The organism is Pseudoalteromonas sp. S327, from assembly GCF_005886415.1.
Classification (GTDB): Bacteria; Pseudomonadota; Gammaproteobacteria; order Enterobacterales; family Alteromonadaceae; genus Pseudoalteromonas; species Pseudoalteromonas atlantica.
The window spans coordinates 15,420-29,833 of record NZ_PNDP01000007.1 but is presented as its reverse complement, the minus strand read 5'-3'; the positions used below and the strand labels follow the sequence as shown (position 1 = coordinate 29,833).

Genomic DNA, 14,414 nt, shown 5'->3' with positions numbered 1-14,414 from the left:
ATTGAGGAATAGCCATGCCACGCTCTCTCAAGAAGGGTCCTTTTATAGACCTACACTTGCTGAAGAAGGTAGAGAAAGCTTTGGAAAGCGGTGAAAAGAAGCCAATTAAAACTTGGAGCCGTCGTTCAATGATCATACCTAACATGATCGGATTGACCATTGCTGTCCATAATGGTCGCCAGCATGTACCAGTTTTCGTTTCTGACGAAATGATCGGTCACAAACTAGGTGAATTTGCACCAACTCGCACTTACCGTGGCCATGCTGCGGATAAGAAAGCGAAGAAACGCTAAGAGGGGAATGATAAATGCAAGCATTAGCTAAACATAAATTCGCCTCTGGTTCGGCGCAAAAAGCTCGTCTAGTTGCAGATCAGATCCGCGGACTACCTGTCGATCGCGCTCTAGAAATCCTGGCGTACAGCCCGAAAAAAGCGGCTGTATTAGTTAAAAAAGTACTTGAGTCTGCTATTGCTAACGCAGAGCATAACGAAGGTGCTGACATTGATGAGCTTCGTGTAACTACGATTTTTGTGGACGATGGTCCTACAATGAAACGTATTATGCCACGTGCTAAAGGACGCGCAGACCGCATCCTTAAGCGTACAAGCCACATCACTGTTGTGGTTTCAGATAGCTAGGAGTATAAGTAATGGGACAAAAAGTTCATCCTACTGGTATTCGCCTAGGTATATCTAAACCTTGGGTTTCTACCTGGTACGCGAGTTCTAAAGATTTCTCTGATCAGCTTTTTGGCGATCACAAAGTACGTACTTTCCTTACAAAGGAATTAAAAGCGGCTTCTGTGTCTAAAATCGTTATTGAGCGTCCAGCAAAATCGATCCGCGTAACAATTCACACGGCTCGTCCGGGTGTTGTTATCGGTAAAAAAGGCGAAGACGTTGAAAAGCTACGTCAAGCGGTAACTAAGATCGCAGGTGTACCTGCTCAGATTAATATTTCTGAAGTACGTAAACCAGAGTTAGATGCACAACTAGTAGCAGACGGCATTGCCTCTCAGCTAGAGCGTCGTGTTATGTTCCGTCGCGCTATGAAGCGTTCGGTACAAAATGCAATGCGCATCGGTTCTAAAGGGATCAAAGTTGAAGTTAGCGGTCGTCTTGGCGGCGCAGAAATCGCACGTTCAGAATGGTATCGTGAAGGTCGTGTACCTCTACATACTCTTCGTGCTGATATCGACTACGCAACTTCTGAAGCCTTAACCACTTATGGTATCATTGGTGTTAAAGTTTGGATCTTCAAAGGCGAAGTTATTGGTGGTTTACCACTAGTACAAGAGCAAGAGAAGCCAGCTAAACGCGCACCAAAGAAAGCCAAGAAAAGTGCTAAGTAGAGGTAGCGAGTAATGTTACAGCCAAAACGTACAAAATTCCGTAAAATGCACAAAGGCCGCAACCGCGGTTTAGCGCAAAACGGTAACAAAGTAAGCTTCGGTACTTTCGGTTTGAAAGCTACTGGTCGTGGCCGCATGACTGCTCGTCAAATCGAAGCAGCTCGTCGTGCTATGACGCGTCACGTGAAACGTCAAGGTAAAATCTGGATCCGTGTCTTCCCTGACAAGCCGATCACAGAAAAGCCTCTTGAAGTTCGTATGGGTAAAGGTAAAGGTTCTGTTGAATATTGGGTTGCTGAAATTCAGCCTGGTAAAGTACTTTACGAAATGGAAGGTGTTTCTGAAGAGCTTGCTCGTGAAGCGTTTGACCTTGCAGCTCGTAAACTGCCATTCAAAACAACTTTCGTAACTCGGACGGTAATGTGATGAAAGCAAGCGAACTAAAAGACAAAAGCGTAGAAGAGCTAAATGCTGAACTTCTAGGACTTCTTCGTGAGCAGTTTAACCTGCGCATGCAAGCAAGCACTGGTCAGTTAGCTCAGACACACACGCTAAGAACAGTACGTCGCGATATCGCGCGTGTAAAAACAATTATTAACCAGAAGGCAGGTCAATAATGAGCGATAAAATTCGTACTCTTCAAGGCCGTGTAGTAAGCGACAAGATGGAAAAATCTTTCACTGTTGCTATCGCACGTTACGTGAAGCACCCAATCTATGGGAAATTCATCAAACGTACTACTAAGCTACACGTACATGACGAAAACAACACAGCAAAAGCGGGTGACGTAGTTACTATCCGTGAATGCGCACCAATTTCTAAGAATAAATCTTGGACTTTAGTAGACGTTGTTTCTAGTCCAAAACAAGCTTAATTTCAAATTAAGTAAGTTTTGTAAAAAAGCCCTGGCATTAGCCGGGGCTTTTTGTTTGCGTTTAAAAAAAGCTGTAAGTTTGAAGCTTTCAGTTCTCAGCTGCTCGCAGTGAAGTGAAGCGCCGTAGCTTGGGTTGAGACTAGAACACTTGAGAAAAAAGCACGCCACGAATACGTAATAGTCCTAATACTAATCGAAAATAATACCAATCGTGTTAAGTGATGAGGCATTTATAGCGACAGATAAAAATTTCTGATGTACGACTGTATAGATGTTTAAGGTAGAGTAATACTGGAGTAATTGCCAAGAACAACTAAATAACAGCTTTATAATTTACCAAACCTATGCCTTTGCGAGAGTAGAGCTGCAACAATAGATATTAATATGCACACGGCAGAGCCTACCACTAAGAAGCGGTTCTCGATTCGACTGACTTGCCTTTCACCTACAATTTGATAGGTCACATCCCCCTCAATAAAGCGTTTGCCTTGGTATTGCTGAGTGACGTTAAATGCTAAAAAGTCACCTAGCTTTGCTTGATAGGTAAAGTAGGTTTGTGGATAAAAAATTTCATATGTTGCACACAACCACGCTATCAGCCCACATATAAATAAAGCCAAGCTCATAATTAAAGTGATGTTTGAGGGCTTATGTATCGCTGAGCTTATAGGTAGGCATTTATCAATACAGCCTTCGCCATAGCAAAGTTTAAGCTTTTCAATTACCTCAGTTGAGGGGATAAACTGTCCATTTTCAAGCTTTGAAAGGTACGACTGTTGAATTCCAATTTCACGCGCTGCATAAGCCTGAGTCCACTTTTTATTTGCTCTAAGGCGTTTTAACTCCATTCCTAACGCTTGCATACCCTCTGCTCTTATTTGATTAGTTAAGTGTTTTATTATCGCTAAAATTAGTATTTATAAATAGTCTAAAAGCGTATATTCATGCTTATTAATATAAAGAATATTATGAATATTAATAGCTTATATTCAATTTAACAAAATATAAGGTATGCTCAATTCGATTTTAATAAGGAGATATAATATGCCGAATAAATTTACTAGCGCTATTTTAGTGCTTATCAGTTCACTGTTTTTTATAAACCCCAGTTACGCAGAGCCTGTTTTTGCAATTAAGGCCAGTATTTATAAATTACGGAATGAGATCACCGTAGATAGTAAAATAGAGCAGGCTTTAAAAAATCTAAGCCCTACGCATCAACCTCAGCTACTCACGCTATTAAATAAAAGTGCAATGATAGAAATTGGTGATGATACGCAAATGACGGCGCTTGAAGTAAAGCCTAACGCAGAGGGGTCGCACTTTAACGCTAGCTTGAAGCTAAAAGAGCAGGTTGATGGCAAATGGGAATCTATTTCTTCCTTTATGCCGCAAATCCCAAATGGGCAAACAGTGTATTTAAGCCGCACCTTTACAGATAAAGTATGGCTGATAAAAATTACAGGTAAACGTTACGAATCAATAGAACTTGCAGAGCAGGCCTTAAATCAAAAGTAACGCCTGTTAATTTACCGTACAGTGTGTGGCTGCAAAAAAAGTTTAATATAAGTTTGCTGGTAAAGTGTGGCGGGCACGTTAGTATGCGCTAATAAAGGTACAAGGAGCGTAGTATGGCTAAGCAAACAGTGTTAATTATAGGTAATGGCCCCGTCGAAAAGGATGTAAGTAAAACTCTAAATAGCTTTGATAGAGTGGTGCGCTTTAATATGTGTGCAAACATGCCTGCATACTTAGGCCGTAAATGTACTGATTTATGGCTAGTGGGACGAGGCAAGCAAGGCGCAATGCTCTGCGCAGCGTTTCCAGATATAGATATAACACAGCTGAAAAATGTCATGATCACTGACCCAAAACCTAACTTATTTACTCAACCTTTTTATAAGCTAATTAACCGTAGGGGCTGTATTGACCATGGCGATGAAATAATACGCAAATATAGCCCGCATGCAAACGTGAGTCGAATCGCCCAGCACGATAAAACAGCATTATTAAAACACTTATATACGTTTGGCAAACCTGCTTTTAGAGCTAAAACACCCAGTTCGGGAATGTTAGCCATTGAGCACTTTTTAAAGCAGCAAGCACAGGTGCATATTATCGGTTTTGGTTTTAAGGGCTGGAAGCGTCATCCGTGGGATTTAGAAAAGCAGTATGTAGCGTCACTTATTGCCAAACAAAAAGTACAGTTATTAAAAAGCCCCAGTTAATGCTGGGGCTAAAAAGTTATAACCAAGCTATTACCAAATCATCTCAACAAATTCAGGGTGATCGATATACGGGTTACGATTACCTTGAAACTCATAAGCTGCTTGGTTACGGTCAAGCTCCATTTGGCTAACAGGGTCGGCGTTATGCCAGTTAAGTAGCATAGCTACCACCCAGTTTTCGAATACTTGATTGCTTGTACCATTAAGGACAGCATTACTGGCAGTTGTGTTATTTTGCCACGAGCCTATTACATTCTCGTAGCGGGTTGCCATGTAAAAATAAGCGCGGGCAAAGTCACCTTTAAACTCATCAATTGGCTCAAACACCGTACCTGAGTAATTAATAGAGCTTGCTGCTGAACCGACTTTACTACCGTTTGTTGATGTAAATGATGCGCTAGCCACTTCACCAAAAGGGTAGTTACTACGTTTTGAGTTTACATAACCGTCGGTTGCATAAATGTGGTGCACGTCTGAATTCATTGGCTCATTTGTGCCGCCAAACCAGCTTTTAGGGAACGAATGCTCACGGTTATAGCAATCTGCTTCACTGTTATAAGTACCACACTGATCGCTTACCGCGGTGTAAGTATAGCTGTCGCTACCATTTGGCTTTTCACTATACATATCTAAAATACTGTTATCGTTTTCAAAGTATTTATCGCGTGCTGAAGAATCGTAGAAGTTCCAAATAGCCGAGTAACCTTGCGAGCTGTGATTTTTGATAATGTTATAAAGCTCAGTTTTTAATGCATAGCCAGATAAACCCTGAGTTGTTACATAATAACCTGTTGGTGTTGGGTTTGTGCCGCCGCCAGTATCACCACCAGAGCTATCGCCTAATTCAAAAGTTGTACTATCTGTGTTATTAAAACTTGCGCCACTGGCAAGTGTGGTGCTGCCTTGAGTGAGCGCATAATTACCATTACCTACGTTACAGCACATACCGTCGCCATAGCTGTCACTTATAACTAGAGTGTATGCGCCATCAGTTAAACAGAGTTGCTCATTATATTGTGTGTTAGAGGCATAACCACTACCACTGGCTACGCTGCTACCTTGGCTGTTGTTAACCACCCAGCTGGTTTCGCTGCCGTAGTTATCGGTATTAAGTGTTAAAGTAAGGCTATGGTCGTTACAGCTGCCTGAAGCGCCGCCGTCTGTATTAGGCAAAAAATTATCTACATAAACGGTTTCATTGCCATCAAAGCCGCTCATATCGTAAAAACGTAAACCAACATTAATGGTTTTATTACTGCTAGGCGTATAACTGTGGTTAATTGTTTGCCACTGGTTAGTTTGCGCTTGGTTAGAGTACCCTTGGTAGCCATCTACATACAGGCGGGCCCTTATGCTTCCTTCAGTGTGATATACATCCACTGAGAAATCATATGTTTTGCCAGCCTCCACACTAACTTGTTGTAATAAGTCGGTATTGCTTTGCGAGCCGGTGGTCACATTAATAGCCGCCGCGCTGCTTGCGTTATTTACGATACTGGTTGAGCGCGATACATTAATACCGCTATCAATTGTGGTCCACGCGTCAGGCGTATTGCCTGTCCACTGCTCAAATCCGCCATTTGCGACATTGGCCATTGCTGGGGTGGCGGCAATCAGTAATGCCGTGCTAAGTAACTTATGTTTGTATGTCCCGTGTGACATGATTGTTCCTATTTTTTATAGTTGAGTAAATAACATACACTATCTGCACAAGGTTACAAATTTGTTAAATACAAAATTAATAAAATAGCAATAATAAACCTTTAAGCTGTTTTTGAAGGTCTTTATATAAATTAATAACTAAATGGAATAACAAAGCAGATTCTATTCTTTTTTTCTCACCGCATAGCCCGCTATCCTGCACACTAATAAAACCTCAGCAGAGTTACTCTGGGTGAGGTAAAACTCATTTTGAACAGCGCATTATGTGGGCTGTATGTAATTTTCAGGGTTATGGGGAACAAATTCATGTTGTTAGGTCAACTTAACGCAGCGGCAAGCCCGCTATCGCAAGAGCAAGTACAAAAGCTGCAAGGCTTAGTAGCAGAACTTAATCCGATTCAGCAAGCGTGGGTAAGTGGTTACTTAGCTGCAAATGCTAATTCTGCAGCTCTTGGTGGGCAAGCGCCTACTGCGGCTGCAAGCGATGCTGCGCCACTTACTATTTTGTATGGTTCGCAAACAGGTAATGCAAAAGGTGTGGCGACTAAGCTTAAAGAGCAAGCAGAGTCGCGCGGTTTAGCTGTAAAACTTGTGAGCATGTCTGACTACAAACCTACAGCCCTGAAAAAAGAAAAGTTTTTAACCGTTGTTGTATCTACCTACGGTGAAGGTGAGCCACCTGAAGATGCAGAAACACTGTATGAATTTTTAACTACCAAAAAAGCACCTAAGTTAGATGGCGTTAAAGTAGCCGTACTGGGTTTAGGCGACTCTAGCTATGAGTTTTTCTGCCAAACAGCAAAAGACTTTGAAGAGCGTTTAAACAAACTTGGCGCAGAAACTATTTTCCAACGTGCCGACCTAGATGTTGATTACGATGATGAAGCAGCCACTTGGATCACCGGTGCACTTGATGCATTCGAACCTGATTTAAAAGCGCAGCAAGATGCTGCGGGCGGCCAAGTTGTATCAATGCCATTTGGCGCGCCAACAGCGGCAGCAAGCCAATACACTAAGCAAAACCCATTTGCGGCAGAGCTTGTTACCGTACAAAAAATTACAGGGCGCGATTCTACTAAAGATGTACGCCATGTTGAGATTTCGCTTGAAGGCTCAGACATCACCTACTTACCTGGTGATTCATTAGGCGTGTACTTCTTAAATGATGAAGCCCGCGTAGATGAGCTACTAACACACACGCAAATCGATTCAGGCACACTTGTAAAAGTGGGCGAAGAGTCACTGCCTATTCGCGATGCATTAATCGAAAAGTTAGAGCTTACTCAGTCATACCCAGGCTTTGTAGAAAAATACGCAGTTGCAACGGGCACGCCAGAGCTACTAAAGCTTGTAGAAGATAAAGCCGCGATGCGTGAGTACATTGAGCCTCGTCAAATTTTTGATGTAGTGGCACAAAATCCTGCAAAAATAGACGCACAAACCTTAGTCGATTGCCTACGTAAACTACAAGCGCGCTTATACTCAATCGCTTCAAGCCAAAGCGAGGTTGAAGAGGAAGTGCACTTAACGGTAGGTTTAGTTGAGTTTGACGCTTTTGGCAGCGAACATTTAGGTGGCTGCTCTGGTTATTTAGCACGCCGTGCTGAAGAAGGGTGTAAAGTTAAAGTATTTAGTGAGCACAACGACAACTTCCGTTTACCTAGCGATGATAATACCCCCATTATTATGGTTGGCCCAGGGACCGGTATTGCGCCATTCCGTGCATTTTTACAAGAGCGTGACTCGCGAGAAGCACAAGGCAAAAATTGGCTGTTTTTCGGTAACCCACACTTTACACAAGACTTCTTGTACCAAGTAGAAATTCAGGGTTATTTAAAATCAGGCCTATTAAGCAAAGTTGACGTTGCATTTAGCCGTGACCAAGCCGAAAAAGTATACGTACAAGACAAACTACGCAAAAACTCAAAAGAAATTTTTGAGTGGCTAGAAGCAGGAGCGCATTTTTATGTGTGTGGTGATGCAAACCGCATGGCAAAAGATGTACACAACGCCTTAGTTGATATCATCAGCGAAAACACCGGTAAAAGCTACGAAGACGCAGAGCAATATTTAAAAGACTTACGTAGCGCTAACCGCTATCAGAAAGACGTGTATTAATCACGTTTCTTATTTTATTAACAGCTAGCAGCCGTCACTGTAACAAATTTAGGATTTAAAATGAGCGAACAAGATAAAAACGTAAAACTTTCTGATAACGAACGTTTGAAAAGAGAAAGTAACTTTTTACGTGGCACCATAGAGCAAGACTTAAAAGATGAAATTACCGGTGGTTTTACAGCCGATAACTTCCAACTTATACGTTTTCACGGTATGTACCAGCAAGATGACCGCGATATACGCCCTGAGCGCGCAAAGCAAAAGCTAGAGCCGCTGCACAATGTAATGCTACGTGCACGTATGCCTGGCGGTATTATCAAGCCTGAGCAATGGCTAGCAATTGATAAATTTGCCGATGAAAAAACAAGCTACGGCAGTATTCGTTTAACAACACGTCAAACGTTTCAATTTCATGGTGTATTAAAGCCAAATATTAAAGGCATGCACCAAATGCTTAATAGCGTTGGCATTGACTCTATTGCCACCGCAGGCGATGTAAATCGTAACGTACTATGTACGACTAACCCTGTTGAGTCAGAGTTACATCAAGAAGCGTATGAGTGGGCTGCAAAAATTTCTGAGCATTTACTTCCAAAAACGAAAGCATACGCTGAAATTTGGTTAAATGGCGAAAAGGCAGAAACCACAGAAGAGCCAATTTTAGGTTCTAACTACTTACCGCGTAAGTTTAAAACCACGGTTACCATTCCGCCTAACAACGAAGTTGATGTGCATGCGAATGACTTAAACTTTGTTGCTATTGCTGAAGATGGCAAGCTTGTTGGCTTTAACGTACTTGTAGGTGGTGGTCTAGCTATGACCCACGGTGATACGGCTACGTATCCGCGTAAAGCTGACGACTTTGGTTTTATTGCCCTAGAAGACACCTTAAAAATTGCTGAGCACGTTGTATCAGTGCAGCGCGATTGGGGTAACCGTTCTAACCGTAAAAATGCAAAAACTAAATACACACTAGACCGTGTTGGGTCTGACGTATTTAAAGCAGAAGTAGAAAAACGTGCCGGTGTAAGCTTTGCACCAAGCCGCCCTTATGAGTTTACTCACCGTGGCGATCGTATCGGTTGGGTAGAAGGCATTGATGGCAAGCACCACCTTACGCTATTTATACAAAGCGGCCGTATTTTAGACTACCCAGGTAAGCCATTAAAAACGGGTTGTCGTAAAATTGCAGAAGTGCACCAAGGCGATATGCGCATGACGGCTAACCAAAACTTAATTATTGCTGGTGTGCCTGCCGATCAAAAAGCAGTTATTGAAGAAATTGCCCGTAACCACGGCCTAATTGATGACAAAGACACTGAGCAACGTAAAAATTCAATGGCGTGTGTAGCATTGCCAACGTGTCCGCTTGCTATGGCCGAAGCTGAGCGTTACTTACCAAGCTTAATTGAAAAAACCGAAGCACTACTTGCTAAGCATGGCATACCTGATGACAGCATTATTATGCGTGTTGTAGGTTGTCCTAACGGTTGTGGCCGCGCAATGCTTGCAGAAGCTGGTTTAGTAGGTAAAGGCCCTGGTAAATACAACGTTTACCTAGGTGGTAATTTAGAAGGTACACGCATTCCTAAACTGTACCTAGAAAACGTAGGTGAAGATGTTTACCTAGACGCGTTTGATAAGCTAATTGGCCAGTGGGCAAGTGAGCGAAACGACGGTGAATGTTTTGGTGACTTTGTAATTCGCAAAGGCATTGTTGCTGAAGTAAAAGTATCAGTAACCGATTTTCACGCTTAATTAAATACCCACGCGGAGCGTGGGTGAGGTTTAAAATTGACCATGAGTGAATTTAAAAACATATTACAGCTTGATAAGCAAAGCCAAGCGGCATTGCTTGCAGATGCAAACGGCATACTTGCACCAATGAGTGCGGAGCAGCGTGTTGCATGGGCACTAGAGAACTTACCCGATACAGCTTTTTTATCATCAAGCTTTGGTATTCAAGCGGCGGTCATGCTGCATTTAGTAACATCTCAGCGTCCTGATATTCCTGTGGTATTAACCGATACGGGTTATTTATTTCCAGAAACGTATCAGTTTATTGAGCAAATGACAGCGCGCCTATCACTTAATTTACAGGTGTATAAAGCTGAGCTAAGCCCTGCATGGCAAGAAGCTAAATACGGTAAATTATGGGAACAAGGCGAGGACGGTATTAAGCAATATAATCAGCTTAATAAAGTAGAGCCCATGACCCGCGCATTAAAAGAAATTGGTGCCGGTACTTGGTTTAGTGGCTTGCGCCGTGACCAATCGTCGACCCGTGCAGATAAACAGTTTGTTGAGATAAGCCGAGGTACGGTAAAAGTGTACCCGATTATTGAATGGTCAAACCGCGATGTATATCAATACCTTACCAAGCATGATTTACCTTACCACCCATTATGGGAGCAAGGTTATGTGTCGATGGGTGATGTGCATACTACGCGTAAACTTGAGCCAGGTATGAGCGAAGAAGAAACGCGCTTTTTTGGTTTAAACCGCGAGTGCGGGCTGCATATTGACGGCGATGGTATTTAAAAAAAGCGAATGCTAAACAACTATTTAAACGCAACTTAGGTTGCGTTTTTTATTGCAAAAAAATTGCCTGATTAAGTATTTTTTATTAGACTTGCCTTTCAAGGATTCATTTTTAAGCAGGAACGCTATGAAATACTTCACCTACTTGGCAATATCAGTCATGATCATTGCTGTTATCTCTTTGTTTTACCTAAAAAAGCCAGATGGCCAAACATGGCTTTCTAGTTCATCTATTAGTGCTGAATCTCACAAAATTAAAGAAAAAATGGTCGCGTTATCTAGCAATACGCTTAATCAGGCAGTGCAAGGCGCAAAGCAAGCAGGCGATAAAATTGCGCAGAGTGTAAACAATGATGCGGCGACAATTAAACCCGGTAGCAAAATTTATAAGTGGCAAGATAAAAACGGCCAATGGCATTTTTCAGATACGCCTAATGCAGATGGCAAAAGTATTGAGGTAAAACTTGATGCCCGTGATGTCACTGTTGTAGCCGCAGAAGACACCTCAATTTTGAGTAGCAGTGCAAGCACCTCAAAAAAGAGTATTCAACCACCTACACCTACCGTTTACAACGCTGAATCTATTCAAAAACTGTTTGAAGATGCCGAAAAGGCAAAGCAAAAATTAGAGCAGCGTAGTAAAGAGATGCAAAGTATAGGTGGGTACTAAATTTTATTGTGCGCTTAACATTAAAGCTTACTCATTATGAGGGGGGTTTAATCGTGCGGGGTTTGTAATTTGTGAGCTGAGTTACAGCGCCTTCGTTACGCTAAGGGCTCACAGCCAGTTAAAAGCAATACCAAGTTGCAATACTCGTTAATTATTTAGCGCATAAAAAAGCCTAGCGACTGCTAGGCTTTTTAGTTTTAAGTATATGATTAGTCAAGCATGTTACGTAAAACGTATTGTAGTATACCGCCGTGCTTGTAGTAATCCCACTCTTTAGGGGTATCTATACGTACATCGGCGCTAAAGCTGACTTTTTTGCCCTCAGCATTAGTGGCAATAATGCTCACTTCATTCGTTTTGTCGTACAAACCTTCAATATCAAACTGCTCTTGGCCAGTTAAATTTAATGATTCGTGGCTCTCACCCTCTTTAAACTGTAAAGGCAGTACACCCATACCAATGAGGTTAGAGCGATGAATACGCTCATAACTTTGTGCAACCACCGCTTTTACACCTAATAAAAGCGAGCCTTTTGCTGCCCAGTCGCGTGATGAACCGGTACCGTACTCTTTACCAGCTAACACAATTAATGGTGTGTTACTCTTTTCATATTCCATTGCGGCATCGTAAATGCTGGCAAGCTTGTCATCAGGTTGGGTGCGAGTAACGCCACCTTCTGTACCTGGTGCGAGTAAGTTTTTAAGCCTAACGTTCGCAAATGTGCCTCGCATCATCACTTCGTGGTTACCACGGCGTGAACCGTACGAGTTAAACTGCGCTTTTTCTACGCCTTTTTCCTGTAAGTAAATACCGGCTGGCGCTTCAGCTTTAATGGCCCCCGCAGGAGAAATATGGTCAGTGGTTACTGAGTCGCCAAGTTTAGCTAAACAACGCGCCCCTTCAATTGTTGGCACGCCTGGTGGTTCAACGCTCATGCCCTCAAAGAATGGTGCTTTTTTAATGTAAGTTGAGCCATCATCCCAATCATAGAGCTTACCATCAGGAATTTGGATTTTTTGCCAACGGCTGTCGCCTTCGTATACGTTGGCATAGCTTTTTTCGAACATTTCTCTGGTTACCGTTTTTTGTACTAGTTCGCTGACTTCGCTCACGCTTGGCCAAATGTTTTTCAGGTAAATATCGTTACCGTTTTCATCTTGCGCTAATGGCTCGTTGTATACATCTATGTCTGTACGCCCTGCAATGGCATAGGCTACCACAAGTGGAGGCGAGGCTAAAAAGTTCATTTTAACGTCTTGGTGTATACGCCCTTCAAAATTACGGTTACCCGATAAAATAGAGCTTACAACTAGCTTGTGCTTTTGAATAGCTTCGCTAATTTCATCTGCAAGCGGGCCTGAGTTACCTATACACGTGGTACAACCATAACCGACCAAGTTAAAGCCTAAGCTTTCTAGGTCATCCATTAGGCCTGCTTTTTCAAGGTAGTCGGTTACCACTTGCGAACCGGGTGCAAGCGATGTTTTAACCCACGGTTTTACATTAATACCCAGCTGTTTAGCTTTTTGAGCCACTAAGCCTGCTGCTAAAATAACACTGGGGTTAGAGGTATTTGTACAGCTTGTAATAGCGGCAATAACACAGGCGCCATCGTTTAGTTCAAATTCTTGGCCTTTAAACTTCACTTTGGCTGCACCCATAAACTGCGCTTCGTCTACCGGTTCATCAGGGTTGGTTGTTGGGCCTTCACTTTCAATGCGCGCTTCTTCAATATCGCTTTTATCACGACGAGCCATACGCTCATCTTGGAAGCCTTTTAGGTGCTGGCCTATCACATCACCGGCTTTATCAAGTGTAATTCTGTCTTGTGGGCGTTTAGGGCCTGCAAGGCTAGGTACTACGTCGTCTAATTTAAGCTCAAGGGTGTCTGTGTAATGCGCTTCGTCGCCTTCATGGCGCCATAAGCCTTGGTGTTTAGCGTAGTCTTCAATCAGTTTGAGGTGATCTTCATCGCGGTTCGTTAAACGCAGGTAGTTAATTGTTTCATCATCAATGGGGAAAATACCACATGTTGCACCGTACTCTGGCGCCATGTTGGCAATGGTTGCTCTATCGGCGAGCGGTAAATCAGCTAGGCCGTCACCATAAAACTCAACAAATTTACCCACTACTCCGTGGTTACGTAGCATTTCGGTAACGGTGAGCACTAAATCGGTAGCTGTGGTGCCCTCGGGTAATCGGCCATTTAATTTAAAGCCCACTACCTGAGGAATAAGCAAGCTAATTGGTTGCCCAAGCATGGCTGCTTCGGCTTCAATACCACCTACGCCCCAGCCTAACACACCTAAACCATTAATCATGGTGGTGTGCGAATCAGTCCCTACAAGGGTGTCTGGGTAGGCTATTGATTTTCCGTTTTCACTGTCGTTAAAAACAACACGCGCTAAAAACTCTAAGTTTACTTGGTGCACAATACCTGTAGCTGGTGGCACTACTTTTAAATTATCAAAAGCAGTTTGCCCCCAGCGTAAAAATTCGTAGCGTTCTTTATTTCGTTCGTATTCTAGCTTGGCATTTAAATCAAACGCACCGTCGTCACCGTAGCCATCTACTTGTACTGAGTGGTCAATTACAAGTTCAGCAGGAGAAAGCGGGTTTATTTTTGCAGGATCGCCACCTAGCTTTTCCATTGCATCACGCATGGCAGCTAAATCAACAATGGCGGGAACACCTGTAAAGTCTTGCATTACAACACGTGCCGGCGTAAAGGCCACCTCAGCTGAGGGCTTTGCTTTAGGGTCCCAGTCAAGAAGGGCTTGAATGTCTTGTTCTTTAATATTTACGCCATCTTCATTGCGTAATAGGTTTTCTAGTAATACTTTGAGAGAAAAGGGCAATCGCTTTGCTTTATCGCCTAATCCTTTAAGTGAGTGAATATGGTATTGCTCGCCATTAATCGTTAATTGTTGTTGGGTGTCGAAACTATTCATTTTTTGCCCCTTTGATA

At 42.7% G+C, this 14,414-nt stretch carries 15 protein-coding genes; 12 read left to right on the top strand and 3 right to left on the bottom strand.

Annotated elements, in window-relative coordinates:
• The first annotated feature begins 14 nt into the window (after window positions 1-14).
• Genes rpsS through rpsQ form a run of 6 tightly spaced genes read left to right on the top strand, consistent with a single transcriptional unit; the run spans window position 15 to window position 2,227 of the window.
• Window positions 15-293 carry a 30S ribosomal protein S19 gene (gene rpsS / locus CWB60_RS03405; protein ID WP_004588689.1) on the top strand — a complete coding sequence of 93 codons (279 nt, stop codon included), beginning with the start codon at window positions 15-17 and terminating at the stop codon, window positions 291-293.
• Window positions 294-307: 14 nt separating this feature from the next.
• A complete protein-coding gene (rplV, locus tag CWB60_RS03400) occupies window positions 308-640 on the top strand; it encodes a 50S ribosomal protein L22 (RefSeq protein WP_004588690.1) in 333 nt (110 codons plus the stop codon).
• Window positions 641-651: 11 nt separating this feature from the next.
• On the top strand, window positions 652-1,353 hold the full coding sequence (rpsC, locus tag CWB60_RS03395; protein ID WP_004588691.1) for a 30S ribosomal protein S3: 702 nt from the start codon (window positions 652-654) through the stop codon (window positions 1,351-1,353).
• 12 nt (window positions 1,354-1,365) lie between these two features.
• Complete coding sequence (gene rplP, locus CWB60_RS03390) at window positions 1,366-1,779, top strand: 50S ribosomal protein L16 (RefSeq protein WP_002957890.1); 414 nt, start codon at window positions 1,366-1,368, stop codon at window positions 1,777-1,779.
• Complete coding sequence (gene rpmC, locus CWB60_RS03385) at window positions 1,779-1,970, top strand: 50S ribosomal protein L29 (protein ID WP_004588692.1); 192 nt, start codon at window positions 1,779-1,781, stop codon at window positions 1,968-1,970. The genes rplP and rpmC overlap by 1 nt, the downstream gene beginning before the upstream one ends.
• Window positions 1,970-2,227 (top strand): 30S ribosomal protein S17, encoded by a 258-nt coding sequence (rpsQ, locus tag CWB60_RS03380; protein ID WP_004588693.1) that lies wholly within the window; start codon window positions 1,970-1,972, stop codon window positions 2,225-2,227. Before rpmC ends, rpsQ begins: the two co-directional genes overlap by 1 nt.
• Before the next feature lie 326 nt (window positions 2,228-2,553).
• On the opposite strand, the gene CWB60_RS03375 is transcribed toward rpsQ, so the two are convergent.
• Complete coding sequence (locus tag CWB60_RS03375; RefSeq protein ID WP_138578071.1) at window positions 2,554-3,090, bottom strand: helix-turn-helix domain-containing protein; 537 nt, start codon at window positions 3,088-3,090, stop codon at window positions 2,554-2,556.
• Between the two features lie 181 nt (window positions 3,091-3,271).
• On the opposite strand from CWB60_RS03375, the gene CWB60_RS03370 reads away from it, so the two are divergent.
• On the top strand, window positions 3,272-3,745 hold the full coding sequence (locus CWB60_RS03370; RefSeq protein WP_138578069.1) for a hypothetical protein: 474 nt from the start codon (window positions 3,272-3,274) through the stop codon (window positions 3,743-3,745).
• A gap of 113 nt (window positions 3,746-3,858) precedes the next feature.
• Window positions 3,859-4,455, top strand: coding sequence for a glycosyltransferase family 29 protein (locus CWB60_RS03365; protein WP_138578067.1), 597 nt, complete (start codon window positions 3,859-3,861; stop codon window positions 4,453-4,455).
• Window positions 4,456-4,485: 30 nt separating this feature from the next.
• Here CWB60_RS03365 and CWB60_RS03360 read toward each other — a convergent pair whose 3' ends face one another.
• The gene (locus CWB60_RS03360) at window positions 4,486-6,117 is read right to left on the bottom strand and encodes an endonuclease (protein WP_138578065.1); all 1,632 of its coding nucleotides are present in this window, start codon (window positions 6,115-6,117) and stop codon (window positions 4,486-4,488) included.
• A 306-nt stretch (window positions 6,118-6,423) separates the two neighbouring features.
• On the opposite strand from CWB60_RS03360, the gene CWB60_RS03355 reads away from it, so the two are divergent.
• From CWB60_RS03355 to CWB60_RS03340, 4 genes are all read left to right on the top strand, one after another.
• The gene (locus tag CWB60_RS03355; protein ID WP_054983363.1) at window positions 6,424-8,235 is read left to right on the top strand and encodes an assimilatory sulfite reductase (NADPH) flavoprotein subunit; all 1,812 of its coding nucleotides are present in this window, start codon (window positions 6,424-6,426) and stop codon (window positions 8,233-8,235) included.
• Window positions 8,236-8,295: 60 nt separating this feature from the next.
• Window positions 8,296-9,993, top strand: coding sequence for an assimilatory sulfite reductase (NADPH) hemoprotein subunit (cysI, locus tag CWB60_RS03350; protein WP_024031990.1), 1,698 nt, complete (start codon window positions 8,296-8,298; stop codon window positions 9,991-9,993).
• Window positions 9,994-10,035: 42 nt separating this feature from the next.
• Window positions 10,036-10,776 (top strand): phosphoadenylyl-sulfate reductase, encoded by a 741-nt coding sequence (locus tag CWB60_RS03345; RefSeq protein ID WP_004589442.1) that lies wholly within the window; start codon window positions 10,036-10,038, stop codon window positions 10,774-10,776.
• 127 nt (window positions 10,777-10,903) lie between these two features.
• Window positions 10,904-11,446, top strand: coding sequence for a DUF4124 domain-containing protein (locus CWB60_RS03340; RefSeq protein ID WP_024031991.1), 543 nt, complete (start codon window positions 10,904-10,906; stop codon window positions 11,444-11,446).
• A 209-nt stretch (window positions 11,447-11,655) separates the two neighbouring features.
• On the opposite strand, the gene acnA is transcribed toward CWB60_RS03340, so the two are convergent.
• A complete protein-coding gene (acnA, locus tag CWB60_RS03335) occupies window positions 11,656-14,397 on the bottom strand; it encodes an aconitate hydratase AcnA (protein ID WP_024031992.1) in 2,742 nt (913 codons plus the stop codon).
• Window positions 14,398-14,414 lie beyond the last annotated feature (17 nt).

Excerpts from the sequence above, each read along its gene's own strand:
- rpsS (WP_004588689.1), top strand. The coding sequence starts at position 15 with ATGCCACGCTCTCTCAAGAAGGGTCCTTTTATAGACCTACACTTGCTG.
- rplV (WP_004588690.1), top strand. The coding sequence starts at position 308 with ATGCAAGCATTAGCTAAACATAAATTCGCCTCTGGTTCGGCGCAAAAA.
- rpsC (WP_004588691.1), top strand. The coding sequence starts at position 652 with ATGGGACAAAAAGTTCATCCTACTGGTATTCGCCTAGGTATATCTAAA.
- rplP (WP_002957890.1), top strand. The coding sequence starts at position 1,366 with ATGTTACAGCCAAAACGTACAAAATTCCGTAAAATGCACAAAGGCCGC.
- rpmC (WP_004588692.1), top strand. The coding sequence starts at position 1,779 with ATGAAAGCAAGCGAACTAAAAGACAAAAGCGTAGAAGAGCTAAATGCT.
- rpsQ (WP_004588693.1), top strand. The coding sequence starts at position 1,970 with ATGAGCGATAAAATTCGTACTCTTCAAGGCCGTGTAGTAAGCGACAAG.
- CWB60_RS03375 (WP_138578071.1), bottom strand. The coding sequence starts at position 3,090 with ATGCAAGCGTTAGGAATGGAGTTAAAACGCCTTAGAGCAAATAAAAAG.
- CWB60_RS03370 (WP_138578069.1), top strand. The coding sequence starts at position 3,272 with ATGCCGAATAAATTTACTAGCGCTATTTTAGTGCTTATCAGTTCACTG.
- CWB60_RS03365 (WP_138578067.1), top strand. The coding sequence starts at position 3,859 with ATGGCTAAGCAAACAGTGTTAATTATAGGTAATGGCCCCGTCGAAAAG.
- CWB60_RS03360 (WP_138578065.1), bottom strand. The coding sequence starts at position 6,117 with ATGTCACACGGGACATACAAACATAAGTTACTTAGCACGGCATTACTG.
- CWB60_RS03355 (WP_054983363.1), top strand. The coding sequence starts at position 6,424 with ATGTTGTTAGGTCAACTTAACGCAGCGGCAAGCCCGCTATCGCAAGAG.
- cysI (WP_024031990.1), top strand. The coding sequence starts at position 8,296 with ATGAGCGAACAAGATAAAAACGTAAAACTTTCTGATAACGAACGTTTG.
- CWB60_RS03345 (WP_004589442.1), top strand. The coding sequence starts at position 10,036 with ATGAGTGAATTTAAAAACATATTACAGCTTGATAAGCAAAGCCAAGCG.
- CWB60_RS03340 (WP_024031991.1), top strand. The coding sequence starts at position 10,904 with ATGAAATACTTCACCTACTTGGCAATATCAGTCATGATCATTGCTGTT.
- acnA (WP_024031992.1), bottom strand. The coding sequence starts at position 14,397 with ATGAATAGTTTCGACACCCAACAACAATTAACGATTAATGGCGAGCAA.